The organism is Winslowiella toletana, assembly GCF_017875465.1.
GTDB lineage: Bacteria > Pseudomonadota > Gammaproteobacteria > Enterobacterales > Enterobacteriaceae > Erwinia > Erwinia toletana.
Genome location: NZ_JAGGMQ010000001.1, coordinates 2,865,648 through 2,890,421, shown reverse-complemented (window position 1 = coordinate 2,890,421; position 24,774 = coordinate 2,865,648). Strand labels below are relative to the sequence as shown.

Below are 24,774 nucleotides of genomic sequence, written 5' to 3'. Positions count from 1 at the left end.
TCCACTGATTGCGACAGAGTAACACAGTTCATCCGGCGCTAAACCCGCCGCTTATTCCATTAAACGGCAGGTGATATTCAGCGTGCTTAAATTACTGGCCGACGTCAATCCAGCGCTGCTGGCGATGGCTTTGCACAATGGCATCGATAATAAACATAATCTGCGCGCCATCTTCGAAAGTGGCAAATTCGGCCGCATCGACGCCCGGCTGTTTTTCTGCCGCAATAAACTGATAAAACTTCAGCAGCATGTTTTTAAATGCATCGGGCCAGCCTTCGATATGACCGCCGGGAAAATGCACCGATCCCTGCACATCGGCATTCAGCTGCGCAGGATCGTCAGTTAATAACTGATTAGCCTGGCTACGCGCGCCAACCCACAGATTTTGCGGCAGTTCCTGATCCCAGCACAGTGACTTTTCACTGCCGTTAATTTCAAACAGCAGACGATTTTTACGCCCGGCGCTGACCTGCGAGACATTAAAGGCGCCGCGGCTGCCATCATCAAACTTCAGCAACACCGAGGCAAAGTCTTCGGTCACTACCGGCTTCTCCTCATACGCCTGCTGCGCATTGTCAGCGCTAAAGGCAGACGCGCCATTTTTTGCCGCTTTGCGCAGCGGATGCACAATCGAAAAATCAGCCATCACTGCGACGATCTTACGCCCGGTCACAAACTGCAGGGTATCGCACCAGTGCGAGCCAATATCGGCCACCGCGCGCGATTCACCACCCACTTCAGGTTCAATTCGCCAGTTGTAGTCGGTATCCAGCAGCATCCAGTCCTGAAAGTAACCACCATGCACGGCAAATATGCGGCCAATGTCATGCTGTCGTACCATGCTGGCCGCCTGTTGCACCATGGCAAACTGACGATAGACAAAGCTGACGCCATGCACCACGCCATGTTGTCGCGCCAGCGCCAGCAAATGGCGCGCCTCATCGCTGGTCATACATAACGGCTTCTCCGAGAACACATGTTTCCCGGCGCGAATAATTTTCTCGTTAATGACGGCATGCAGTGCATTTGGCGTGCAGTTATGCACCACCTGCAACTCCGGATGCGCCAGCAGCTGTTCAATACTGCCGTAAGCATAGGGAATATGCAGCTGCTGCGCTTTTAGCTGCGCGGCCTCAACGGAGTGATCCGCCAGCGCCACCACATTGACAAACCCCAGCCGACGAATAGCTTCAATATGCGCCGGGCCAATAAATCCCGAACCGATAATGCCCACATTAATCACGGCGTTGATCCTCTGGCGTTAAGCCCAGCATAGCGCGCATCTGCGCACGGTCATCTGAGGTAACGGCAAAATCGTCAAACGCGCGATCGGCAACCGGGATAATCTGTTGCCGGATAAATTCCGCGCCTTCACGCGCGCCGCATTCGCCATCTTTCAGGCAGCACTCCCACTCCAGCACCGCCCAGCCGGCGAAATCATACTGCGCCAGCTTGCTGAAAATGGCTTTAAAATCGATTTGTCCGTCACCTGGCGAGCGGAAACGGCCCGCGCGTTCAATCCACGGCTGATAGCCGCCATATACGCCGCTTCTGGCGGTTGGATTAAACTCCGCGTCTTTGACGTGGAAGGCTTTGATACGCTGATGGTAGATATCGATAAAACCGAGGTAGTCCATCTGTTGCAGATGCATATGGCTGGGATCGTAGAGAATATTGCAGCGCGGGTGGTTATCGACCAGTGCCAGAAAGCGCTCAAAAGTGACGCCATCATGCAGATCTTCGCCGGGATGCAGCTCGTAACAGAGATCAACGCCATGCTGCTCAAAACTGTCGAGAACCGGACGCCATAAGCGCGCCAGCTCAGCAAAAGCTTGGTTAAGCAGATTCTCTTTGCGCGGCGGCCACGGATAGAAATAAGGCCATGCCAGTGCGCCGGAAAAAGTCGCATGCGCGCTTAATCCCAGGCGCGCAGAAGCAGCGGCCGCCAGCCTGAGCGCATTAATCGCCCACTGCTGGCGCGCCAGAGGATCGGCGCGATATTGCGGCGGCGCAAAATCGTTAAATGCCGCATCATAGGCGGGATGTACCGCCACTAACTGGCCTTCCAGATGCGTCGACAGCTCGCTAATCGCCAGGCCATAGGTGGCCAGCACACCGCTGACTTCATCACAGTAGGTCTGACTGCTCGCTGCGCGTTGCAGATCAAAAATATGGGGATGATTACACGGCATCTGCACAGCTTTAAAGCCCAATCCGGCCGCCCATGCGGCCAGACTCTCCAGCGTATTAAACGGCGCCCGATCGCTGATAAATTGCGACAGGAAAATGCCCGGACCTTTTAAGGTTTTCATTACTATCTCCAGCAATTACGTTCTGTTCCCGGTCGGATCGCGGTATTTAAATGACAGCATAAAGATCACCGCGATAATGGCGGCGGCGATCGCCGGGATCCACCAGAACGTGGCCCAGCTGTGCAGCGAAGATGCAGCGCCAGGAGCGAACAGTGAGTTGTACAGCGCGCCCGAAATTTGCGAGCCAAGAAACATACCGATACCGTAGGTAAACATCAGGATCAGGCTCTGCGCCTGGCCCTTGATTTTTTCGCCCGCCACGCGGTCGGTATAGATAAAACCAATCACAAAGAAGAAGTCATAACAGATGCCGTGAATAATAATTCCGGCATACAACAGCCAGCGGTACTCTTCATTAATGCCGATGGCGAACATGGCATAACGTACAAACCACGCCACCATCCCGGCCAGCAGCATATATTTCACCCCCAGCCTTCTGAACAGCAGCGGGATAATCAGCATAAACAGGATCTCCGACATCTGGCCGAAGGACATCACGGTACTGACATTCTGCACGCCGGCATCAGCCAGGAAGGAGGCGGTGTAAGCGTAATAAGTGCCGAGCGGTATTGAGATCAGCATCGCGCAGATCATAAAGATCAGGAAATGGCGCTGCTTCAGCAGGGCAAAGGCATCGGCGCAGAACAGATCGCGCAGCGCCAGTTTTTGCCCTTGCGCTGGCGCTGGCGTATGCGGCAACGTCAGGCTGTAAATCGCCAGCAATACCGAGCAGCCCGCCGCGACATGGAAAATTGAGACACTGGCGGAAAGTCCCAGCATGCCGATACACACCCCGGCGACAATCCAGCCGATGGTGCCAAAGACGCGTACTACCGGGAAACTGCGCTCGCTGTTGGCCAGGCTGTGGAAGGCGATATTATTGGTCAGCGCCAGCGTGGGCATAAAGCACAGGGTATAAGCAAACAGCAACGCGATAAGCTGAGTGCCGTTTTCATCGATTAACGCCTGCGGCACAAACCACAGAATAATGCCGCCGAGCAGATGCAGCGCCGCCACCACTTTTTGCGAAGCGAAGAAGCGGTCGACCACCATACCGAGGACAAAAGGCGACAAAATGGTGGCTATCGGTCCGGCAGAAAACGCGTCGCCGATCAGATGGGAAAGATTATGCTGCGTCATCACCAGACCCAGCGTGACCGACCAGGAACCCCAGATAAAGAACTCTAAAAACATCATCAGCGCCAGTCTTGGCACTACCATCACACCGCGTTGGGTGTTCACCGCACTGCTACTATCCACTGAAGAAACCATGATGGCCTCGCTAAAAGTAATCGATTACAATTATGTCTGAGACAGAATGTAATCGATTACTTTTAATCTTGTCCGTGACTTATTAATAAAATGAGAGAGTAGTCACATTAATCGTTGCGCCCGACTTTCGCCCTGTTCAGCCTGCAGAAGCCGCTGAAGGGGATTTCATTAATCATTAGCCTAATCACAAATTGCAATTTACTATCGTCGGTTAACCGGTTAGCGGCGAATTAGGGAGCGAGTAAACTGCATGACATCGTTAAACGATCTGGATTTGCGCCAGCTGGAGGCCTTCTCTACGGTCATCTCAGCCGGGAGCGTCACTGCCGCAGCCAGAGTGCTCAACCGTTCGCAGCCTGCGGTAACGCGTCTGATTCAGGATCTCGAAGCATCGCTGGGTTATCCCCTGTTTGTGCGTAACGGTCCGCGTATTCACCCCACTGAGCAGGCGCTTAAACTGCATCAGTATGTGGAGAAAGCCCTGCTGTCGTTGCAGCAGATTCGTCTGCGCGCCCAGGAGATTGGTCAGGCAGGGGAAAAACCGCTGATTATCGCCGCTACCCCGGCGATGTCATCTGGACTGCTGCCTGCGGCGCTGGCGAAGCTGTCACTCAGTTCGATGGTGCAGATTATCAGTGACTCCGCCGAGCAGACGGCGCATGCGGTGATTACCGGCGAAGCCGATATTGCCATCAGCAGCCTGCCGCTGGAGCATCATGCGGTCAATCTGCACTGGATCGGCCAGTCGCGCTGCGTACTGGCGCTGCATGAATCCGATACCCTCGCCGCAAAAACCACCATCAGTTTTAACGATCTGGCCAGCTGCTCGCTGGTGGCGCCGCATAATCCGTGGCGTCTGCGCCGTCGCTTCGATCAAGCGCTGGCGAAGCAGAAAGTAACGCCCAAAACCGTGGTGGAAACCAACTCTTCAGCCAATATTCTCGCCTGCGTGCGCGCCGGTCTGGGCGTGGCGATCCTTGAACCGGTCACGGCTTATGGTTTGCCGGTCAAAGACGTGGTGATCCGCGAGCTGGATGTGGATATTCCCTATTACTTTGGCGTGGTGACGCCGCTGGGCAGCGCGCCAAATCCGCGGGTACTGGCGTTAATCGAGGCGTTAAGCGAAGTGGCGTCATCAATGCTGCCCGCCTTTCAGCGCCTCGCGCCAGGTGAGCATCAGCGGGTGATGCAACAGTTAGCCAAAGAGAAGTAAACCGGGGCGGCATGCCCCATTGCTGAGGCATGCCGGACAGCAGGTCAGAAGCTGTAGTGCAGCTTTCTTTCGCCGCACATTACGTGAAGTCATACACCACCTGGACAATAACCGTTTTTTCGCCCTTAAGCCTGCCAACGTAAACCGTTTCTTGTGGATCAGCGCCTCTCCAGCACACCGATTCCTCATCGCATTCACTCTGCTTTTGGTACCCAGCTAAAGTTAACCAGGCATCAATTTTGCCAGTGTCTTCGCTGTCATAAAATTTGACGGCATAGACATGCGTAGCGGGGCCTGTCACATTGGCGAAATCAAAGTCATACCGCTCAGAGATGCGAGGCATTTTCTTCAATATATCGGGAGTGTAGAAGTTATACTCTCGACTATCTTGCTCGGTATAGTGTGCGCTGCCGGCAAACTCCATCTCAATGTATGGCCAGGCATATGCAAATGCAGCTACCACCACAACGACTGCGGCAATAACCACTTTAATTGATTTACGCATAGGGGAGCGATCCTCCTTTTGCTTTGTCCATATATGAACCATCAGCTGAGACAACGCCAACTTTATCTGAATGAAAATCAGTCCATGGTCTGACTGTTTGCATAAAATTCGGGAGTACTCCCCTACGTGGCATCGAACGAGGAAATTTTTCAGGGTCCGGGAATAGCAACGGCGAGAAAGTCTCATTCTTCCAGGAGCCAATCTTGCCATAATAATCCCATCGTTTTAGTGCTTCTCCCTTGCCGACCGGCCGCAGTATTTCGAATGGGTTTTGTATTGACACTACGCGGTAAAAGCCGAGGAGATCGGAAACCAGATCCTCTCCACTAAATCCACTATCGGTGGTGAAATTAATTGGGAATGATGCCTGCAAGCCTTCAAATTTTCGTGCCAATGGCATCATCATACCCAGCGCAATGCTCTGGCGTTCGCAGTGAGTCCGCCCGCGCTTAATTCGCCAGGTAATGAATTTGCCCATTTTGACGAATCGTGATGGGTCGACCATGGATTGAGAGTAGGTAATGTCGTAGCGGTCCTGACCTGAAGACTCGCCCATTTCGATCATGCGCAGCAATTTTCGAATGTCAGTACCTTGCGCGTGCCCAAGGTCAATCCAGCCCAGAACTTCTGTATAGATCAGGCCGTACTTCAGGTGACTTTGCCGACCATCTAACATCTAAAATGTCGCTTCGCTTGCTCATCCTAAGCTTCCTTTCCTGTTCACCTTAGTATGAAATAATCATCTATCGATGCTTACATTTTACACAGCCGGACCTGAAACATTCATTTTTTATGTGGTATTAGTTAAAATTTATGACCCGGCAGATGAAATCGCTTTGCCCAATGATCACTATCACAAGATTCAGGGAATGGGGACTGGCCATGCAGACCAGCATCAGCGGGTGATGCAGCAGTTAACCAAAGAGAAGTAAACAGAGAGGGCATGCCCCATTGCTGAGGCATGCCGGACAGCAGGTCAGAAGCTGTAGTTGGCGGAGACCGAGACGTTACGCGGTGCGCCGTAAACCGTGGTGCCACTGACATCCATATTGTAAGTTTTGTCGAACAGGTTATTCAGATTAGCCTGTACTGACAGCTGTTTAGTCACCTGATAGCGGCTAAACAGGTCAACCAGTGCATAGCTACCCTGCTCAGCATAGAAAGTCCCTTCGCCATTCGGGCCGGCAACATTGTCCCAGACATGGGTCTGCCAGTTAACGCCACCACCGACAGTCAGATCCTGTAGCATCGGCAGACGATAGCTGGTAAACAGCTTCAGAGAGGTACGCGGCAGATTTGAATTCACCGCTTCACCCTCTGCATCTTTCGCAACATAGCGGGTTGCGCCGAAGGTCATTTGCAGGTTGTCAGTTACCGCACCATTGATTTCAAACTCAACACCCTTGCTGACAGTCCCCTTCGCGCCATAATAAGCGGTTTCAGTGGAGCCAGGGATAATGCTGCCAGCGCTTTGCGCCACATTATCCTGCTCAATGCGGAACACCGCGAAGGAAGTGGTGATACGGCTGTTCAGCCAGTCTGCTTTTACACCAGTTTCATAGTTGTTGCCGGTGACCGGCGAAAGATAGCTGCCGCTGGTGTCACGATATGACTGTGGCTTAAAGATCGATGTGTAACTGGCATAAGTGGACCAGGTATCATTGATGTCATACACCAGCCCGGCGTATGGCGTAATATGATTCTGCGCCATCTCCTGCGTCATGGTGCTGGTGCTCCACCTGGTGTAGCGGGCGCCGATTAACAGGTGCAGCGGATCGGCCAGAGAAATACGCGTAGCGGTATAGGCTGACTTCTGATGTACCGTGTCATCCTGCGCTAAGGTCTGCTCATTCCAGTCGCTCTCAGGGAAATTACCGTTGTAGTTATTGAAATTACCCAACTCTTCCGGCGAGATATTCGCCCACGAACTCATGTAACGGTTATGCTGGCGGCTATAGGTGATACCCGCCATTAACTCATGCTGGCGTCCTAACAGTTCATAGGGACCGCTGGCAAAGGCATCAACCGCATCAACCTTGCGGGTGCCGCTGTTCCAGCCGGTTCCGCCGACCACAGGATAGTTGGCATAAGGGCTGACGCCAATTCCGGTAGTTTTATCGAAGTAACCATCGATATATAACATTCTGCCGTCGAAATCGACCTCGGTATGCGCGCCGTTAACGGTCAGATTCCAGCCGTTAGCAAAGTCCTGCTTCAGACTGGCAAATACTTTTTTCGAGGTTTTATCGTTATAAGCCCAGTCAGGCGCCGTGCTGGTGCTGCGATCATAATGGGTTTTGCTGCCATCGCTGTAGAAGCCTGGCAGGCCGTTCCAGGTCGCGCCTTTGGTATTGGTTTGCTGATAATCATAGCCAACCGATACGGTAGTCGAATCGGTCAGATCGGCATCCACTACGCCATAAAGGAATTTCTTGGTGGTGCTGTTACGGTCCAGCCAGCTGTCCTGATCCTGATAGCCCGCAACCACGCGGCCACGCACATTACCGGATTCGCTTAGCGGCGCAGAGAGATCGGCAACATAACGCTGCTTATCCCAGCTGCCATAGCTGGCGGAAACATTGCCGACAAACTCTTTACTGTCCGCATGCTTGCGCACCATATTCACTGACGCTGCCGGGTTACCTGCACCGGTCATTAAACCGGTCGCACCACGCACCACTTCAATGCGCTCATAGATAGCGGTATCAGAGAGAGCATCACCCAGGTTCCAGCGATCTTCGAAGGTGGTTGAAATCCCATCAACCATATAGTTATCAATGGTAAAACCGCGGGAGTAGAAGTTGCTGCGGCTGGTGCCCGAGTTAAACTCTGAGATACCTGTGGTATTTCTCAGCACTTCATCCAGTGACTGTAGCTGTTGATCCTGCATACGCTGCTTGCTGATCACACTGACTGACTGCGGCGTATCACGCGCGGTCAGCGCCATTTTGGTGGCGGCACGGGTCACCGGCACATTGTAATCGGTGGCTTGCGGGGTACTGGCGCTTTCAGTGGTCGCATCAACCACCAGCGTTTCTTCTTTTTTCGTGGTTTCAGCAGCTGATGCAGAAGGAACCTGCAGGGCGGTGGCGATCACCACGGCAAGCAGGGAGAGAGAAGGCACATCGCTAAGGCGATTTTCCCGGTTCTGGCGTGAAGCAAAAAACATTATTCACCCTCAAGAAATTTTATTATTTTTCAGACAGCACAAATGGTGATCATTCGGGCATATTTTCCCTGTGCCAGCGCTTGCTGTCGTGGCAGCCTTTCTGGCGTTGAACTCTTTCCCTGTGAGCATACGCCTGCACGGAACGGGGCCACTGCAACCCACATCGCAATAATAAGGCGAATGAGAAGTATAATCATTTTGATTGCTAGTGTAAAAGAATGTTAATGAACTTTGCAGGATTTTTGTTGTCAGTTATCTGAAATACCCTCTCCAGCCATTTGGCTTTGCGCAGAGCAAATTGCAGCCATTGCCGCTTAATACCACCGATTAAATTAAAATAGTTAATTAATAGAAAAATATAATCATCACCTGATGGTATTAATATATTTTAGAAAACACACGGCCAGCTCCTGGCAATAATCAATATTCACCGCACAGTGCGCAAGGCTATGTCAGCACAATCACCCGAGCAGCAGATTCAGACTCTGAAAAAACACAACGCCCGCTTAAAGCGCATCGCCCATGACGCGCGCAATAAGCTTAGTGCTGCGCTGGACGGCACCGGCCTGTGCCTGTGGCAGCTTGATGTACCCAGCGGCAAACTGGTGATCTTTAACCGTCGCTGGGGCTCAATGCTTGGCTATCAGCCAAAAGAGCTCAGTGCGCATTTTGATGTCTGGCGCGAGCATCTGCATCCGGATGATAAAGCGTTTGTGCTGGCGGCGTTTTATGGTCATCTGCAAGGGAAAACCCCCTTCTATGAAGCCCTGCACCGCATGCAGGCAAAGAATGGCACTGTCAGCTGGGTGCTGGATCGTGGACGCGTCAGCGAATGGGATGACACCGGCAACCCATTGAAAGTCACCGGCACCCATATCGATATGACCAAAGAAAAAAACTACGAGCAGCAGCTGGCGAACCTGGCGCACCACGATCCGCTTACCGGACTGGCCAATCGCCATGCATTACAGCATCAGTTTCAGTTACTGAAAGCCAGCGGCGACCTCTGTGTGGCCTTTATCGATCTGGATAACTTTAAGCACGTTAACGATACCCTTGGTCACCGCAGCGGCGACGAAGTGCTTATTCAGCTCAGCCAGCGCCTGCAACAGCACTGCCCGGCCGAGGTGGTGATTGGCCGACTGGGTGGCGATGAGTTTATTCTGCTGTTGCCGTTTGCCCTTCACCACCCGCAGATCCGCGCGATTGCGCAAAACTGCCTGCATGCGGCGATTACCCCCTTTGAACTGGCTAACGGGCTGGGGCAAATTGGCGCATCAATTGGTATCGATCAGGTGCTGGTCAGCGATAATTTTGACAGTGCCGCCCTGCGCGCCGATCAGGCAATGTATTCGATTAAGCACAGCGGTAAAAATGGTATGGCGCTGGGAACCTGATGCGCAGCACCCCTCATCCGGCTAAGTCTTCCCCTGCCAGAGTGCTACACTCAGAGACGAAAATTGACCCTCCGCTATCTCTTATTCTTAGCAAAGGCAGGCCATAACTATGTCGGAAGAACACTATCAGCCCCCCAAAGTCTGGACATGGAACCAGCAGGACGGCGGCAACTGGTCCAAAATTAACCGCCCGATTGCCGGCCCGACCCATGAAGCCACGCTGCCGGAAGGTGAGCACCCGCTGCAGCTCTATTCGCTCGGCACGCCCAATGGTCAGAAAGTGACAATTCTGCTGGAAGAGCTGCTGGCGCTGAATGTCAGCGGCGCCGAGTATGATGCGCACCTGATCCGCATCGGTGAAGGTGACCAGTTCTCCAGTGGTTTTGTTGCGGTAAACCCTAATTCAAAAATTCCGGCGCTGCTCGATAAATCCGCTGCCACGCCAGTACGCGTATTTGAATCCGGCGCAATCCTGCTTTATCTGGCAGAGAAGTTCGGCCATTTTCTGCCAAAAGATGCAGCGGCGCGCACTGAAGCGCTGAACTGGCTCTTCTGGCTGCAGGGTTCCGCGCCTTATCTTGGCGGCGGTTTTGGCCACTTCTATAGCTATGCGCCAGAGAAGATCGAATATGCGATTAACCGCTTTACCATGGAAGCCAAACGCCAGCTCGACGTGCTGGATCGTCAGCTGGCGGAACATCGCTATATCGCCGGTAATGACTACTCAATAGCCGATATGGCGATCTGGCCGTGGTACGGCAATCTGATGCTGGGCGGACTGTATGGCGACGCGGCCACTTTCCTTGATGCCGGCTCTTACACTCATCTGCAGCGCTGGGCGCAGGAAATCGCCAAACGTCCGGCGGTACAGCGCGGGCGGATCGTGAATCGCACCTGGGGAGAACCCGCCGAACAGCTGCATGAGCGTCATAATGCCTCTGATTTCGAGCTGCGTACTGAAGACAAACGCCAGCAGTGAGTACAACACGGGAGTCAGCAGCGCGTCTGACTCCCGTAGCCGGAAATTCGCTTGCAATTATGTAGCGCCCTACCTATATTTTGACGAATGACAACCTCGCAAAATAACTCAAAAGTGGCTGATTCGCCGCTGTTGCTTGATGAACAGCTCTGTTTCGCCCTCTACTCCGCCAATCTGGCGCTGCATAAACTCTACAGGCAACTGCTGGCCGAGCTGGATCTGACTTATCCGCAATATCTGGTGATGATGGTGTTATGGGAAAAGGATGACGTTACCGTTTCCGAAATTGGCGAGCGCCTGTTTCTCGATTCCGCCACCCTGACCCCATTGCTGAAACGGCTGGAAGCCGCCGGTCTGCTGCATCGCCAGCGATCGCGTCAGGATGAACGTCAGGTCATCGTGACACTCAGTGAACAGGGCCGTCAGTTGCGTCAGAAAGCGGTCTCGATTCCTGAATCCGTCAGTTGCGCCGCAGCCTGTGATGCCGGAGCGTTGCAGGGACTGAAGCAGCAGCTGGAAATATTACGCGATAACCTCAACGGTTAAACCCCGCCATCAGCATGACAAAGGGCCGGTCAACCTTGACCGGCCCTTTGCGTTTTCCTGGTGTTGGTACTGCCGAAATTAAGACTCAGGCATGGCGGAAGAGTGATGGGTTGAAATCAACCACTTCTCGCCATTCCATGCATAAGTAAAGGTATAACGTGCTGATACCGTTGTATTATCTTTAAACGTAAAGGTATATGTCCCGGCATCGATCGCTTTGTTGCAACCAATACGGATAGTACGACTGTCAATCTTGCCTGTGGGTTTCTTTTCTAAAAAGTGTTCAAAGTACTCTTTACGTTCCGCATCGGTCAGACGCACGGTATTCGAGACGGTTGGCAATAACACCGCGTCAGACAGATAGTTTTCCGACACTTTCTGCGGGTCACCGGATTTCAGCGACTCATTCCAGCGGTCAAACAGCGCTACAATTTGCTGCTTATCGGCTTTCTCACATTTAACCTCATTCGCTAACGCAGATGCGGACAGTGATGCGGTCAGAACAAAAAGGGCAATACGTTTTTTCATCAAACAGTTCCTTGTTAATTAAAGCAAAGACATTTAATGTTCACCCTTTCCTTTTCGCAATGAAATTTACGCATACTTATAATTTCAAAATAAAAGAATACAAAAAAAATCGGCTAATCAGATTTAATAAATCATATCCTTTTGATTATTAAAGCCTGATCTATTTTTTACCCTATTAATTATCTGGCTAACTAAATATACTTATTACATTAACCATTACCTTGATCATCTTCATTCAGCGCTGATTTACTTTCGGTTGAGAAATTTCGTTGACGGTTGAGAAATAGCACACTTTTTTTCTTTACCACTCTCTATAATTCAGATTATCGCCATCAGAAAAATAACTCATAGCCATACCCGTTATTCAGCACAATACAAGGCTGTCACCCCGGGTCAGGATTAACTTTTATGCAATGGATAACAGCAAACCCAATTGAATGTGCGTCATTTTATGGCTGTGACGATATAAACAGTATTCATTTAAGGCATTAATCCATCTGCCAGAAGGGAATATCTGCAATGACTGCAAAAGGGAGCCTGTTGCGCAAATAGTTATTACGTCGTAACACCGCGCGTGAACGGCAAAGCATATATATCAATATATTCATCTGGTTTGATGGAGGTTATATGGAATGCGATTACACTATCCTGCTGGTCGATAAGTGCTTCCTGTCACGATTGGGGATCAGCGGTTTATTAGAGGAGATGAGCTATCATCACTGTCGTTTCACTTATGCCGCCTCATTGCATCAGGCCAGAGTATTTATTAACCAGCAAAAATTTTCTGCGGTTATTTTGGACAGTGAAAATAATATTACGCTTGCCAGCACTAAAAGCTTCCTGCGGGAGGCTCGCCTGAAAAGCCCTGAAACCCGTCTGATTGTGCTTACCAGCAATTTTTCACTATCGCTGCTGAGAATGTCTCAGACGCTTATTATCAATGGTTTTCTCTATCGCCGAGAGTCACTATTGTGCTTAGCAGAAAATCTGCAACTTATCCTGTTTGCCAATGAAAATCGGGTAAGCCCCTGGTTTATCCAGCAGGCGGAACACGCCGTTCCTGTCGCCGCCGGATTAACGCCGGCGGAGAGCCGCACTTTGCGTTTGCTGTTAGAAGGCAAAACCCTGTCGCAGATTGGCCGCCTTACCCAACGTAGCGTCAAAACCATTAGCAGCCAGAAGCGCAGCATGATGCGTAAGCTGGGCATTACCCGCAACAGTCAGTTAATTTTGCTGAGTAAAAATTTGTACCAAAGCTTTTATTAACACTGGCGAATAAGAGCCGATACAGATCACATTTCACAACATTATGGTGATTATGCTCACGTTACCCTGTGCATTTGCCTGAAAAATGACCCGTATTTATTCCGCTTTCACCAGGGCGATAACAGAAGGTTAACGATACAGTGTATAAATGAAACGGCGTTTTATAATTCGCAGCGCCGGTTTGTTTAGCCAATTCCGCGGGCAACTCACCTGCAACTTTGCCATTGCCCCGGCAGCACTATCTCTAACCCACCCTCTGACGGCAGGAATAATTGTGAAAATACGCTCCGTTGATGTCACCGTTTTTAACTACCCTACACGCCGCGCCGCCGACAGCGCCGGCCATTCCCATCCCGGCGAAGAGAGCCTTGCGGCGATGGCGATGCTGACCATCACCACTGATGAAGGTGATTGTGGTTACTCTTTTGCCCCCCCGGAAGTGGTGCGCCCGCATGTGGTTAACGCCTTCTTCAGAAAAGTGCTGATTGGTCAGAACCCCTTTGACCGTGAACGTTTATGGCAGGATCTGGTGCACTGGCAACGCGGCAGCGCCCATCAACTGACTGAACGCGCGCTCTCTTTTGTCGAACAGGCGCTGTGGGATCTGACTGGCCGCATGCTGAAGATGCCGGTACATAAGCTGCTCGGCGGTTTTCGTGAGAAGGTTCCGGCCTATGGCAGCACCATGTGTGGTGACGAGCTGCCTGGCGGGCTGTCGACGCCGGACGAATTCGGCCAGTTTGCGGAAAAACTGATGGCGCGCGGTTATCAGGCGATCAAATTGCACACCTGGATGCCGCCGGTAGCTTTCGCGCCGGACCCTAAAATGGATATCAAAGCCTGCGCCGCAGTGCGCGAAGCAGTAGGGCCGGATATTGAACTGATGCTGGATGGCTATCACTGGTACAGCCGCAGCCAGGCGCTGACCATTGGTAAAGCGCTGGAAAAACTTAACTTCGCCTGGTTTGAGGAGCCGATGGAAGAGGAGAGCATGGCCTCCTATGCCTGGCTGGCGGAAAACCTGGCGATTGACGTAATTGGCCCGGAAAGTCTCGGCGGCAAACATCACAGCCGCGCCGACTGGGTAAAAGCTGGCGCCTGCGACATTCTGCGTGCTGGCGCGAATGGCGTCGGCGGCATCTCGCCCTGTATGAAAGTCGCCAGCCTCGCGGAAGCGTTTGGCATGGACTGTGAAGTTCATGGCAATGGCGCGGCCAGCCTGGCGGTGGTCGGCGCTATCCGTAACTGTCGCTGGTACGAACGCGGTCTGCTACACCCGTTCCTCGATTACGACCAGCCACCGGCTTATCTGCACAGCCTTGTTGATCCAATGGATGAACAGGGATTCGTCCATCTGTCGAACCGCCCCGGACTGGGGGAGGACATTAATTTTGACTATATAGAGACCCATACCGTCAGCCGCGACTGACCTGCGGGCAGAAAAATAATAATTCCCCAAATTGCCTGAGGTAGCAGGGCTTGCAGGGGTGGCGTTATCGCCGCCCGCCCACAGCTGCAACTTCAAGTACGAAGGGGAAATAAACCTCTGACTCTACCCGGAAGGTAATATATGAACACTGGCACCCTACGAGGGGCTTGCCTGTGCCTGCTGATGCTTATCGGCGGCACGGCGCAGGCTAAAACCCCACCTGACCAGCTGATCGTCGGCATGAATATGAATAACCTGCTGACGCTCGACCCGGCAGCGATGACCGGTAATGAAGTTGTCGGCATTGTCGTCAATCTGTATGACTCACTGGTCGAACTGGATCCTGACCAGCTGACCCATGTACGTCCGGCGCTGGCCACCCACTGGCAGGTCAATCGCGACGATAATCTGCTGACCTTTCAGTTACGTAAAGGGGTGACTTTTCACTCCGGCAATCCACTGACTGCGGATGATGTGGTCTGGTCGATGCGCCGCATTCTGCATCTCAATCTGGCGCAGGCTTCGGTGTGGAAATCCTACGGTTTTACTAAACAGAATGTCGACCAGATGGTGCGCGCTCCCGATCGCTGGACGGTAGAAATTGCGTTGCCGAAAGCCAACGACCCAAAGCTGGTGATCTATTCACTGGCGGCGCTTGGCAGCGGTTCGGTGCTCGACAGTAAAACCGTGCAGGCCCATGCGCGCAATGGCGACTGGGGCAATCACTGGCTGACCACCAATGAAGCAGGCTCTGGCGCATTTAGGCTGGATACCTGGCAGGCGAAAGATGTACTGCGTATCAGTCGTAACCCCGACTACTGGCGCGGTCCGGCAAAACTCAGTCGCGTGGTATTCCGCCATTTTCAGGAGTCGCAAACCCTGCGCCTGATGATTGAAAAAGGCGATCTGGATATCGCCAGCAGCATGGCGGTTTCCGATATTAATGCGCTACGCCATGACCCCAATCTGACTATCGATGCGGTAAAAAAAGGCACCATCTACTATGTGGCGATGAGCATGAAGGAGCCGCATTTCGCCAGTGAAAAAGTACGCGAAGCGGTACGTTACCTGATTGATTATCAGGGAATTAATAAGGCGTTAATGCCAGGATATGGCATTCTGCATCAGCGGCCGATTCAGTCCGGTATGCCCGCCACCCTGCCGGATCCAGGCTATACCCTGGATATTCCGCGCGCGAAGGCGCTGCTGGCGGAAGCCGGTTATCCCGATGGCTTTGATACCACCCTGCGCGTGCTGGCCGATCAGCCGTTCCTTAATATCGCGATTGCCGTGCAGTCAACACTGCTACAGGGTGGGATCCGCGCCAAAATCATTACCGGCACCGGCAACCAGATCTACGGCGCGATGCGCGAGCGGCGCTTCGATATGCTGGTAGGGCGCGGCGGCAGTGGCGTCGAGCCGCATCCGCACTCCAGCCTGCGTTCGCTGGTTTACAACCCGAATAACAGCGACGCCGCGCGTCTGACCAACTTCCAGGGCTGGCGCACCAGCTTCTTTGACCCGCAGCTCAACAGCGAGATCGATCAGGCGCTGCTGGAGCGCGACCCGGGCAAACAGCAGCAGGACTACTACGCCATCCAGCAGCGCTACGACCAGCTAATCCCGGCGCTGATCCCGCTGTCACAAATGGTGGATTCGGTGGTGGTGCGTAATAACGTTCAGCACTATCAGCCGCATCCTTCCGCCACCACCTTCTTGCGAGATGTGTCCAAATCCGCATCCACTACCGGAGGGAATACACCATGACCACAGCATGGTTGTTAGCGGACAGTCCTGTCCGTCGGGCAGGCCGCCGTGCGATGCAGGTCGCCATCACCCTGTCTGGTCTGCTGCTGTTAACTTTTTTTATTGGCCGCGTCATGCCAATCGACCCGGTGCTGGCGATCGTTGGCCCGGATGCCGACCACAGCACTTATCAGCAGGTTTACCAGCAGCTGGGCTTTGATAAGCCGCTGTGGGCGCAGTTTGGCATCTATCTCAACACCCTGCTGCACGGTGATTTAGGTAATGCGCTGCTGACCGGCAAACCGGTGGTGGACGATATTCTGCGCGTCTTTCCGGCCACCCTCGAACTGGCGACACTGGCGATTATTATCGGCACCGGGCTGGGGATTCCGTTAGGCGTACTGGCCGCCGCACGCCGCAACAGCGTGGCTGACTACGTGGTGCGTATTATCAGTCTCGCCGGTTACTCCACCCCGATTTTCTGGGTGGGGATGATGGGCCTGCTGCTGTTTTACGCTCTGCTTGGCTGGGTAGGCGGCGCGGGTCGCGTCGAGCTTAGTCTCGACGGTCAGGTGGCGCGTCATACCGGTCTGCTGCTGGTGGATTCGCTGCTGGCGGGCAACGGAGCGGTATTCCGCAGTGCATTAAACCATCTGATTCTGCCCGCTTCGCTGCTGGGTTTTCACTCAATGGCTTATATCAGCCGTATGACACGCAGTTTTATGCTGGCGCAGCTGTCGCAGGAATTTATTATTACCGCGCGGGTGAAAGGACTGACCGAGTGGCAGGTGATCTGGCAGCACGCGTTCCGCAATATCCTTGTGCAACTGCTGACGGTAGTGGCGCTGGCCTATGGCTCGCTGCTGGAAGGGGCGGTGTTAATCGAAACCGTCTTCTCGTGGCCGGGCTTCGGCTCCTATCTGACCGGCAGCCTGCTGCTGGGCGATATGAATGCGGTAATGGGCTGCGTACTGGTCGTGGGCGTCATCTTTGTGATGCTGAATCTGCTTTCTGACCTGCTGTATCAGGTCTTCGACCCGAGGACTAAAGCATGACGATTTCCCTTGATTCTCCCGCCAGCAGCAGCGGCCGTGAGCGGCTGGCCAGCCTGCGCCGCAGTGCTGGCCGCGTCGGTCATTTTCTGCTGCGCATGGCGCGCAATCCGCTGACCGCGATTGGCGGCGGCATTGTATTGATACTGATGATTGTTGCGCTGTTTGCGCCATGGATCGCCCCTTTCCACCCGCTGGTACAAGACCTGAATAACGCCCTGACGCCACCCAATGCGGTGTACTGGTTTGGCACCGATGAGTTTGGCCGCGATATCTTCAGTCGGCTGGTGTATGGCGCGCGTATCACGCTGTATATCGTGCTGCTGGTTTCGCTTACCGTTGGTCCGCTCGGGCTGCTGCTGGGCGTTACGGCCGGTTACTTTGGCGGCAAGGTGGATATGCTGCTGATGCGAATTACCGACATCTTTATCTCCTTCCCCAGCCTGGTGCTGGCGCTGGCGTTTGTCGCCGCTCTCGGCCCCGGTCTGGAGCATGTGGTGATTGCCATCACCCTTACCGCCTGGCCGCCGATTGCCCGTCTGGCGCGGGCGGAAACTCTGTCGCTGCGTCAGGCGGACTTTATCTCAGCAGTGCGGTTGCAGGGCGCGTCGTCGCTACGGGTGTTATGGCGTCATATTGTGCCGCTGTGCATGCCGTCGGTAATTATCCGCATCACCATGAATATGGCGGGCATTATTCTGACCGCCGCCGGCCTGGGTTTTCTCGGACTCGGCGCGCAGCCACCGGATCCGGAATGGGGGGCGATGATCTCCAGCGGTCGCACCTACATGATGGAGTGCTGGTGGGTAGTGACTATTCCGGGGCTGGCGATACTGATCAACAGTCTGGCGTTTAACTTCTTAGGAGATGGCCTGCGTGACATCCTCGATCCCCGTAGCGAATAACGCCCCGGCGTTACTGGACGTGCGCGACCTGCACGTCAGTTTTATCAACGGAAAAGTGGCAACCCCGGCGGTGCGCGGCGTCTCCTTCCAGCTCGGTAAAGAGAAACTGGCGATTGTCGGCGAATCTGGTTCCGGCAAATCCACCGTCGGACGTGCGCTGTTGCAGCTGCATCCGGCAAAAGCCAGCATCCGCGCCGAACGGATGCAGTTCGGTGATATCGATCTGCTGCATGCTTCCGCCGCACAGATGCGCCAGATCCGCGGCAAGCGTATTTCGATGATCATGCAGGATCCAAAATATTCGCTGAATCCGGTGATCTGCGTCGGCGATCAGATTGCCGAAGCCTGGCGATCGCATCATCCCTGCTCGCACGCCGCCGCCAAAAGCAAAGTGATTGAGATGCTGGATGTGGTGCGTATTCGTCAGCCGGAACGGGTCTACCACCTCTATCCCCATGAGATCTCCGGCGGTCAGGGGCAGCGCATTATGATCGCCATGATGCTGATCACCGATCCTGAACTGGTGATCGCCGACGAACCCACTTCCGCACTGGATGTTTCGGTGCGCCTGCAGGTGCTGGCGCTGCTGGATGATCTGGTGCAGTCACGCGGTCTGGGGCTGATTTTTATCAGCCACGACATCAATCTGGTGCGCAGTTTTTGCGACCGGGTGCTGGTGATGTATGCCGGGCGGGTGGTGGAGTCGATTGCCGCCGCCGATCTCGATAATGCCCGGCATCCCTACACCCAGGGGCTACTGAGCGCGCTGCCGGATATGCAGCATCGCCGCCCGCGCCTTCCCGTCCTCCAGCGTCAGTCCAGCTGGCTAACCGATTAAGGATCTCCTGTGCAAACCTCAACGATGATCGACGTCCGGCAGCTAAATCTGACGTTTAATAGCGGCAAAAATGCCAACCAGGTACTGTTCGACGTTAACTTTGCCGTGCAGCGGGGCGAAATTTTTGGTCTGGTCGGCGAATCCGGATCGGGTAAAACCACGGTGCTGAAGTGCCTCGCCGGACTGTTTACCCACTGGCAGGGAGAGCTGGCAATTAATGGCCTGCCGCTGGAACACAGTATCGGCCATGACCGCTGTCGTCTGGTGCAGATGGTGTTTCAGGATCCTTACGGCTCGCTGCATCCACGGCATACCATCGCCGATATTCTGGAAGAGCCGCTGCAAATCCATGGCATCGGCCAGCGCGACCAGCGGGTTAACAGCATGCTGGAAAAGGTCGGACTTAATCGCGCGTTTCGCAGCCGTTATCCGCATCAGCTCTCCGGCGGCCAGCGCCAGCGCGTGGCGATTGCGCGCGCATTGATTCTGCAACCGCAGGTGCTGCTGCTGGATGAGCCGACCTCGGCGCTGGATGTTTCAGTACAGGCGGAAATCCTCAACCTGCTGAGCGATCTGCAAAAAGAGGAGGGATTAACTTATCTGATGGTGACCCATGACCTCGGGGTGATCGCCCATCTTTGTCATCGCGTGGCGGTCATGCAGTTCGGGCAGGTTCTGGAAACACTGGACACCGACACATTGCTTAGCGGCGGCGCTAAGGTTGAATATACCCGGATGCTGCTGGAAGCCAGCCGCCACTATAGCCGCGAAATGGCGGCACGGGCGACGGGTTAGTTATTACTGCGCCAGCGGTGAATATCGCTGGTGCTAATAAATAAAAACCATGATTAATTAACACCACTCCAAAACACTCACATATAAATAACAAAAAACTTTCTAAAAAAACAAATACAGTTCAGATAAACATTGAAGATCCAAGGCTAAGCTTCAAATATAAATGATTAGCAATTTATATTTTAGCCAACAATAATCACATAAAAAATCAATATTACATTATAACGCCATTTATTGACGACTATTGTTATCGGTGATATTCATTTTAACGTGCAAACGGGTTGCACGTTTAACCAACAGGGATATTATATGTTGCAAAACACCTTTTTAAACGCAGGGAATGAAACCCGCGATCCTTTACTTCAGGTTCTACAACAAAGCCAGCAATACAATGTTCGTATTTCTTCTATTGATGGTCGGGTATTAAAAGATGTTCGCGGCAATACGCTCTATGACTTTGCATCCTGCAATTATCTGGGGCTTGATCTGGACCAGGATAAGTTAATTCCTGCCGGCGTACAGGCAGCAAAATCCTTCGGTATGCACACCAGCCGGGCACGGCTAATGGGCTATCATGAGTTATTTACTCAGCTGGAGAACCGCCTGGCAAAATTTATTGGCTGTGAGGATACGCTACTTTTCCCAAATACCACCCTCGCCAGCATCGGCATAATTCCGGCGCTGATTCGCAAAGACGATTTAATTATTCTCGATAAATCTGCACACGCAACAATGTACCAGGCTGCCCAGATGGCACGCGATAAAGGCGCGATTTTGCGTAGTTTCCCGCAGGGCGATATGGTTACCCTGCAGAAAATTTTGCAAGAGCAGGAAAATTGCCCAAGAAAAATAATCTGCGTCGATGGCGTTTATAGTATGACCGGCGATTATGCCGATCTTACGCAGCTGATCCCAATCGCAGAAAAGCATCGGGCATTACTCTACATTGACGATGGTCACGGCTTTGCGTTGATCGGCGAAAAAGAAAATAGCCAGTGCAGTTATGGCAGCAAAGGCAATGGCGTGATCAATCACTACGGAGTAAAAAGCGACTGCACCATGTATGTTGCCGGAACCGCCAAGGGCCTCGCTGCCGGTGCGGCATTTGTCGAAGTGACCCCGGAAATGAAAGAGTTTTTAATGGCGTATGCCAAACCGCTGGATTATACCCACCCGTCAACGCCGTTTTGTCTTGGCGTGCTTGACGCAGCGCTGGATCTGCTGACGATAGTCGGCGATAGCCGCCGTATTACTGTGCATGATCTTAGTACTAAATTAATTTCCGGGCTGCGGGATATGGGGTTTTATGTAATGAATAGCAGCAATTTTCCGATTATTTCCGTCTGGGCTGGCGATACCGGCACCCTGATTGAGGCTTCCCGATATCTTTATCAGCATGGCATTTTCCTGACGTCCTGCCCTTATCCAACCATGCCAAAAGGTAAAGAAGCACTGCGTATTACGGTAACTGCCTTAAATACTGATGAACAGATTGACCATCTGCTGACGTTATTTAGCGAAATAAAGCGTCAATGGCAGAACAAAGGTATAGCGATCTCTCCCGATATGCAGCGCTGAGGTATGAAATGGTCAACAATAAAAACGCCGTGACTGTGGAAACATTTTATTGTTATGAAAGCGGCTGGCGTATGTTTGATGTGAGCAGACTTACCAGCGCGGTTAATGCCTATCTCTGCGCTGAGAAAGCAATAATAGCTAATTTACTGCAACAACCGGAGGCTCAGATTGATGAATTTATTGAAGTGGGCTGCGGCTATGGTCGTTATCTGCCATTAATTTCTGCACAAAATATCAATTATTGCGGTATTGATCTGGTTAGCTGGCTGGTCGCATTAGGTAAAATCCGCTTGCCCCTGTACCAGGCACACTCGGCAGGACAAGCACGGATCGAAGTATGCTCCGTGGACAAAGTCCGGGATCTGCTGATTGCCAGCGATCAGGATAAAACGAAAAAATTCTGCATATTTTTCCCTTTCAACTGTTTTGGCAACCTACCCTATCCACGCCAGGTTCTGGCGCACCTCAGTGGTTTAAATGTCACAATGATTATTTCGGGATTCTTACCCGATGCCCGGACCAGCGATCTGCGGCAAGATTATTACGCTAAATGCGGCTGTCAGCATCTGCAAGTTAGCCCTGGTGAACAGGGAACCCTTATCACTTCTGCTGATGGACTTAATTCTCTGGCTTATCACCCCGAGTCACTGCAACAGTTGCTGGCTGAATTCGGTTTCAGTTTAAGTGAGCGTTACAGCAGCACTGAAAACAGCGAAATTGCGGTTTTTTCTTCCGTTTCTGCAAATAATTTCCCCCTCAGGGAGAAATGGTTACTGCGTGGTTTTAGCGATGCAGACCGGGAAAGCGGTTTAATGAAATACCACCAATCCGAAGCAACAATTTTGCACCATGACGAAAGCGCCATGGCAATGGTTGTTCGCACTAAAAATAGTCAATGGCAGGAGCAGTCACTGGTCTGGCTGGTTTCGCCGACCACTCAGGTTATTACCGATAATTATATCTGCGGCAGGGTGCAGAAAACAGAGCCATTGCTGGATCAGGCGGGCTGGCAAAAGCTGACTATCAGCACATCCCGAAATACCCATTCATGATAAAGGATTTAATATGAATCTTGTGACAAGCAGCACTTTGCCAAGTCTGCTGGCAGGGAGTTTTCAGCTTCACAGCGGGCGCATCGCAGTTGAATATGGTGAAGAGAAATACAGTTATGCCGAACTGGAACAATTAAGCTGGCGCTATTATCATTTCTACCGCGATTGCGGACTGCAACGTGGCGATCATATTGGTATTTTGTCCGATGTTACCCCCTCTGCTATTGGCGCTATGCTGGGTGCCTTGTATGCAGGCATTATCTATATTCCGGTCAATATTTATGCGCCCGCAGCGTGGGTTTCCAATTTATTCCATACCGCAGAATTAAAAAGTATTGTGGTACAACGTCGTTATCAGGCGTCAGTTACGGATATTATTCACTCCGGGACGCAACCTGTCTGTTTTTTTGATGAGATTGAAAAAACGACCATGCCTGCTCCCCCCGCCGGTCAGTATCATAAAATCCTCAGTGATGATATTGCCTGGATCCTTTATACCTCTGGTTCCACCGGCACACCGAAAGGCATAATGCTGACACATCGTAATGCCTGTAGCTTTGTTGTCTGGATGAGCAAGGAATTTAATATCGGCCAGCATGATCGCATCTTCAGCCGCGCGCCACTGCAGTTTGATCTGTCGGTATTTGATATTTTCACGACTTTGCTCAGTGGCGCCAGCCTGGTTATTGTCCCGGAAAATTTTGCCAGCACGCCGGATAATATTGTCAGTTATATGCGAGATAAAGGCATCACCGTGGTCTATACCGTGCCTTCTGCTTATATTCGCTGGCTGAACAAAGGCAGACTGGAGAGAAATATCCCCAGCCTCCGAGTTTTGCTGTATGCCGGTGAGCCGTTTGCCGCTTCGTGGCTGCGTAAAGTGATGCACTGCCTGCCACAGACCAGGGTCGCCAATATTTACGGTCCCACCGAAACCAATATCGTCACCTGCCATCATCTCAGCGCAGCACCCGCCGATGGCGCTACCATTCCGATCGGTTACCCGGTGGATGAAACTGAGATTTATATTGTTGATGAAAATTTAAATAGCTTACCACCGGGTCAGATGGGAGAAATTGTGGTGCGCGGCAGCACGGTTTTTGCCGGTTATTTCAACGCCCCTCAGCTTACTGCCGAGAGACTGATTCAGAGTCCATTTCATCACTATCCCACGCTGGTTTGCCGCACCGGTGATTATGGCAGCTGGGGGGATAACGGCGAGCTGCTCTATTACGGCCGCATGGACAATATGGTGAAAACACGCGGCTATCGCGTTGAACCAGGCGAAGTGGAAAATGCGCTGGCAACAATTGAGGGCATAGAAGAAGCGGCGATTATTCCGATAGCCGATGACAAATATGGCGCAAGCCTGCATGCCTGTCTGACACTCTCGATCCCTGAGTCAGAATTATTGCAGGTGCAGCAGAGGCTAAAGCAAATCCTGCCAGATTATATGTATCCATGGAGTTTTACACTGATGGCCGGACTGCCCAGAACGGCAACCGGTAAAATCGATCGGGTAAAATTAAAAAACCAGCTGATAAATCAGCTTTCTAAGCAAAAGGACCTGAGCTTATGACAAATAATATACCGGTTATCGAAACGGAAAGGATGCACCTGACCGCCCATAGCGTAGAAGATTTCCCGTCGATGTTGCGCATGTGGCAGGATCCGATCGCCACAAAACATATACCGCCAGGCCCACTTAGCCGTGAAGCATGCTGGGCAATCTGGCTGCAATATCGCGGGCTTTGGGCAGGTCTGGGTTTTGGTTATTGGGCAATCAAAGAGAAAGCCACTGGCGCTTTTATGGGTGAGATCGGTTTTGCCGATTTTAAACGTGACACTACGCCGCCGATGGCACCAATGATGGAACTGGGTACTATTCTGCATTCCGATTACCACGGCCAGGGCTACGGCCATGAAGCCAAGTGTGCGGTTTTGAACTGGCAGGCGCAAAACTTTACTCTGCCGGTATGCTGCCTGATTTTACCGGATAACCAGGTGGCAATAAAACAAGCAAAAAAATGCGGTTTTAGCTTTAATAACCTGATCACTTATGGTGGCGCGCAGATTTGTCTTGGGCTGCAAAACACGCCGGAGTGACAGGTTGCTACTGCATTAATACGCTCTGTAGTGCGGATGAGGATTTTATTGTTATCGCTGATGACGCCAGTTCTTATACAGTGGAA

At 52.4% G+C, this 24,774-nt stretch carries 22 protein-coding genes; 15 read left to right on the top strand and 7 right to left on the bottom strand.

Going from position 1 to position 24,774, the window contains the following annotated elements:
• Positions 1 to 91: 91 nt before the first annotated feature.
• Genes J2125_RS13360 through J2125_RS13350 form a run of 3 tightly spaced genes read right to left on the bottom strand, consistent with a single transcriptional unit; the run spans position 92 to position 3,584 of the window.
• Positions 92 to 1,243, bottom strand: a complete 1,152-nt coding sequence (locus J2125_RS13360) for a Gfo/Idh/MocA family protein (RefSeq protein WP_017798965.1) — start codon at positions 1,241 to 1,243, stop codon at positions 92 to 94.
• Positions 1,236 to 2,312 (bottom strand): sugar phosphate isomerase/epimerase family protein, encoded by a 1,077-nt coding sequence (locus J2125_RS13355; protein WP_017798966.1) that lies wholly within the window; start codon positions 2,310 to 2,312, stop codon positions 1,236 to 1,238. Before J2125_RS13355 ends, J2125_RS13360 begins: the two co-directional genes overlap by 8 nt.
• A gap of 15 nt (positions 2,313 to 2,327) precedes the next feature.
• Positions 2,328 to 3,584, bottom strand: a complete 1,257-nt coding sequence (locus J2125_RS13350) for an MFS transporter (RefSeq protein WP_017798967.1) — start codon at positions 3,582 to 3,584, stop codon at positions 2,328 to 2,330.
• 250 nt (positions 3,585 to 3,834) lie between these two features.
• Here J2125_RS13350 and J2125_RS13345 point away from each other — a divergent pair, with 250 nt between their 5' ends.
• Entirely contained in the window at positions 3,835 to 4,797 is a 963-nt protein-coding gene (locus tag J2125_RS13345; protein WP_017798968.1) for a LysR family transcriptional regulator, read from the top strand.
• A 79-nt stretch (positions 4,798 to 4,876) separates the two neighbouring features.
• Here the strand turns inward: J2125_RS13345 and J2125_RS13340 are convergent, their stop codons facing one another.
• From J2125_RS13340 to fhuE, 3 genes are all read right to left on the bottom strand, one after another.
• Positions 4,877 to 5,302, bottom strand: coding sequence for a hypothetical protein (locus J2125_RS13340; protein WP_017798969.1), 426 nt, complete (start codon positions 5,300 to 5,302; stop codon positions 4,877 to 4,879).
• Positions 5,295 to 5,978 (bottom strand): hypothetical protein, encoded by a 684-nt coding sequence (locus tag J2125_RS13335; protein ID WP_017798970.1) that lies wholly within the window; start codon positions 5,976 to 5,978, stop codon positions 5,295 to 5,297. The genes J2125_RS13340 and J2125_RS13335 overlap by 8 nt, the downstream gene beginning before the upstream one ends.
• Before the next feature lie 300 nt (positions 5,979 to 6,278).
• Positions 6,279 to 8,471 (bottom strand): ferric-rhodotorulic acid/ferric-coprogen receptor FhuE, encoded by a 2,193-nt coding sequence (gene fhuE / locus J2125_RS13330; RefSeq protein WP_017798972.1) that lies wholly within the window; start codon positions 8,469 to 8,471, stop codon positions 6,279 to 6,281.
• Between the two features lie 449 nt (positions 8,472 to 8,920).
• Between fhuE and J2125_RS13325 the strand changes: the two genes are divergently transcribed.
• The 3 genes from J2125_RS13325 to J2125_RS13315 all read left to right on the top strand — a co-directional run bounded on the left by J2125_RS13325 (position 8,921) and on the right by J2125_RS13315 (position 11,393).
• Positions 8,921 to 9,868, top strand: a complete 948-nt coding sequence (locus J2125_RS13325; protein WP_017798973.1) for a sensor domain-containing diguanylate cyclase — start codon at positions 8,921 to 8,923, stop codon at positions 9,866 to 9,868.
• Between the two features lie 109 nt (positions 9,869 to 9,977).
• Complete coding sequence (yghU, locus tag J2125_RS13320; protein ID WP_017798974.1) at positions 9,978 to 10,847, top strand: glutathione-dependent disulfide-bond oxidoreductase; 870 nt, start codon at positions 9,978 to 9,980, stop codon at positions 10,845 to 10,847.
• Between the two features lie 87 nt (positions 10,848 to 10,934).
• The gene (locus J2125_RS13315; RefSeq protein WP_017798975.1) at positions 10,935 to 11,393 is read left to right on the top strand and encodes a MarR family winged helix-turn-helix transcriptional regulator; all 459 of its coding nucleotides are present in this window, start codon (positions 10,935 to 10,937) and stop codon (positions 11,391 to 11,393) included.
• A 78-nt stretch (positions 11,394 to 11,471) separates the two neighbouring features.
• On the opposite strand, the gene J2125_RS13310 is transcribed toward J2125_RS13315, so the two are convergent.
• Positions 11,472 to 11,921 carry an SgcJ/EcaC family oxidoreductase gene (locus tag J2125_RS13310; protein WP_017798976.1) on the bottom strand — a complete coding sequence of 150 codons (450 nt, stop codon included), beginning with the start codon at positions 11,919 to 11,921 and terminating at the stop codon, positions 11,472 to 11,474.
• A gap of 627 nt (positions 11,922 to 12,548) precedes the next feature.
• Here J2125_RS13310 and J2125_RS13305 point away from each other — a divergent pair.
• From J2125_RS13305 to J2125_RS13255, 11 genes are all read left to right on the top strand, one after another.
• Positions 12,549 to 13,187 (top strand): response regulator transcription factor, encoded by a 639-nt coding sequence (locus J2125_RS13305; protein WP_017798977.1) that lies wholly within the window; start codon positions 12,549 to 12,551, stop codon positions 13,185 to 13,187.
• Between the two features lie 274 nt (positions 13,188 to 13,461).
• Positions 13,462 to 14,616 carry a mandelate racemase family protein gene (locus J2125_RS13300; protein WP_017798978.1) on the top strand — a complete coding sequence of 385 codons (1,155 nt, stop codon included), beginning with the start codon at positions 13,462 to 13,464 and terminating at the stop codon, positions 14,614 to 14,616.
• A gap of 141 nt (positions 14,617 to 14,757) precedes the next feature.
• Positions 14,758 to 16,383, top strand: a complete 1,626-nt coding sequence (locus J2125_RS13295; protein WP_026111418.1) for an ABC transporter substrate-binding protein — start codon at positions 14,758 to 14,760, stop codon at positions 16,381 to 16,383.
• Positions 16,380 to 17,417, top strand: a complete 1,038-nt coding sequence (locus J2125_RS13290; RefSeq protein ID WP_017798980.1) for an ABC transporter permease — start codon at positions 16,380 to 16,382, stop codon at positions 17,415 to 17,417. Before J2125_RS13295 ends, J2125_RS13290 begins: the two co-directional genes overlap by 4 nt.
• Entirely contained in the window at positions 17,414 to 18,319 is a 906-nt protein-coding gene (locus J2125_RS13285; protein ID WP_017798981.1) for an ABC transporter permease, read from the top strand. The genes J2125_RS13290 and J2125_RS13285 overlap by 4 nt, the downstream gene beginning before the upstream one ends.
• A complete protein-coding gene (locus J2125_RS13280; protein ID WP_026111419.1) occupies positions 18,291 to 19,157 on the top strand; it encodes an ABC transporter ATP-binding protein in 867 nt (288 codons plus the stop codon). Before J2125_RS13285 ends, J2125_RS13280 begins: the two co-directional genes overlap by 29 nt.
• Before the next feature lie 24 nt (positions 19,158 to 19,181).
• Positions 19,182 to 19,952, top strand: coding sequence for an ABC transporter ATP-binding protein (locus tag J2125_RS13275; protein WP_017798983.1), 771 nt, complete (start codon positions 19,182 to 19,184; stop codon positions 19,950 to 19,952).
• A 309-nt stretch (positions 19,953 to 20,261) separates the two neighbouring features.
• Positions 20,262 to 21,530: an aminotransferase class I/II-fold pyridoxal phosphate-dependent enzyme gene (locus J2125_RS13270; protein WP_017798984.1), complete on the top strand. Its 1,269-nt coding sequence runs from the start codon at positions 20,262 to 20,264 to the stop codon at positions 21,528 to 21,530.
• A gap of 8 nt (positions 21,531 to 21,538) precedes the next feature.
• Positions 21,539 to 22,582: a class I SAM-dependent methyltransferase gene (locus tag J2125_RS13265; protein ID WP_017798985.1), complete on the top strand. Its 1,044-nt coding sequence runs from the start codon at positions 21,539 to 21,541 to the stop codon at positions 22,580 to 22,582.
• Between the two features lie 13 nt (positions 22,583 to 22,595).
• The gene (locus J2125_RS13260) at positions 22,596 to 24,161 is read left to right on the top strand and encodes an amino acid adenylation domain-containing protein (RefSeq protein ID WP_017798986.1); all 1,566 of its coding nucleotides are present in this window, start codon (positions 22,596 to 22,598) and stop codon (positions 24,159 to 24,161) included.
• Positions 24,158 to 24,688 (top strand): GNAT family N-acetyltransferase, encoded by a 531-nt coding sequence (locus tag J2125_RS13255; protein ID WP_017798987.1) that lies wholly within the window; start codon positions 24,158 to 24,160, stop codon positions 24,686 to 24,688. Before J2125_RS13260 ends, J2125_RS13255 begins: the two co-directional genes overlap by 4 nt.
• The last annotated feature ends 86 nt before the right edge of the window (positions 24,689 to 24,774 follow it).

What these genes read in the sequence shown, in the direction of transcription:
- J2125_RS13335 (WP_017798970.1), bottom strand. Translation starts at nt 5,978, where the DNA reads ATGTTAGATGGTCGGCAAAGTCACCTGAAGTACGGCCTGATCTATACA.
- J2125_RS13255 (WP_017798987.1), top strand. Translation starts at nt 24,158, where the DNA reads ATGACAAATAATATACCGGTTATCGAAACGGAAAGGATGCACCTGACC.
- J2125_RS13315 (WP_017798975.1), top strand. Translation starts at nt 10,935, where the DNA reads ATGACAACCTCGCAAAATAACTCAAAAGTGGCTGATTCGCCGCTGTTG.
- J2125_RS13345 (WP_017798968.1), top strand. Translation starts at nt 3,835, where the DNA reads ATGACATCGTTAAACGATCTGGATTTGCGCCAGCTGGAGGCCTTCTCT.
- J2125_RS13265 (WP_017798985.1), top strand. Translation starts at nt 21,539, where the DNA reads ATGGTCAACAATAAAAACGCCGTGACTGTGGAAACATTTTATTGTTAT.
- J2125_RS13275 (WP_017798983.1), top strand. Translation starts at nt 19,182, where the DNA reads ATGATCGACGTCCGGCAGCTAAATCTGACGTTTAATAGCGGCAAAAAT.
- J2125_RS13295 (WP_026111418.1), top strand. Translation starts at nt 14,758, where the DNA reads ATGAACACTGGCACCCTACGAGGGGCTTGCCTGTGCCTGCTGATGCTT.
- J2125_RS13290 (WP_017798980.1), top strand. Translation starts at nt 16,380, where the DNA reads ATGACCACAGCATGGTTGTTAGCGGACAGTCCTGTCCGTCGGGCAGGC.
- J2125_RS13270 (WP_017798984.1), top strand. Translation starts at nt 20,262, where the DNA reads ATGTTGCAAAACACCTTTTTAAACGCAGGGAATGAAACCCGCGATCCT.
- J2125_RS13325 (WP_017798973.1), top strand. Translation starts at nt 8,921, where the DNA reads ATGTCAGCACAATCACCCGAGCAGCAGATTCAGACTCTGAAAAAACAC.
- fhuE (WP_017798972.1), bottom strand. Translation starts at nt 8,471, where the DNA reads ATGTTTTTTGCTTCACGCCAGAACCGGGAAAATCGCCTTAGCGATGTG.
- J2125_RS13355 (WP_017798966.1), bottom strand. Translation starts at nt 2,312, where the DNA reads ATGAAAACCTTAAAAGGTCCGGGCATTTTCCTGTCGCAATTTATCAGC.
- J2125_RS13310 (WP_017798976.1), bottom strand. Translation starts at nt 11,921, where the DNA reads ATGAAAAAACGTATTGCCCTTTTTGTTCTGACCGCATCACTGTCCGCA.
- J2125_RS13285 (WP_017798981.1), top strand. Translation starts at nt 17,414, where the DNA reads ATGACGATTTCCCTTGATTCTCCCGCCAGCAGCAGCGGCCGTGAGCGG.
- yghU (WP_017798974.1), top strand. Translation starts at nt 9,978, where the DNA reads ATGTCGGAAGAACACTATCAGCCCCCCAAAGTCTGGACATGGAACCAG.
- J2125_RS13260 (WP_017798986.1), top strand. Translation starts at nt 22,596, where the DNA reads ATGAATCTTGTGACAAGCAGCACTTTGCCAAGTCTGCTGGCAGGGAGT.
- J2125_RS13305 (WP_017798977.1), top strand. Translation starts at nt 12,549, where the DNA reads ATGGAATGCGATTACACTATCCTGCTGGTCGATAAGTGCTTCCTGTCA.
- J2125_RS13350 (WP_017798967.1), bottom strand. Translation starts at nt 3,584, where the DNA reads ATGGTTTCTTCAGTGGATAGTAGCAGTGCGGTGAACACCCAACGCGGT.
- J2125_RS13340 (WP_017798969.1), bottom strand. Translation starts at nt 5,302, where the DNA reads ATGCGTAAATCAATTAAAGTGGTTATTGCCGCAGTCGTTGTGGTGGTA.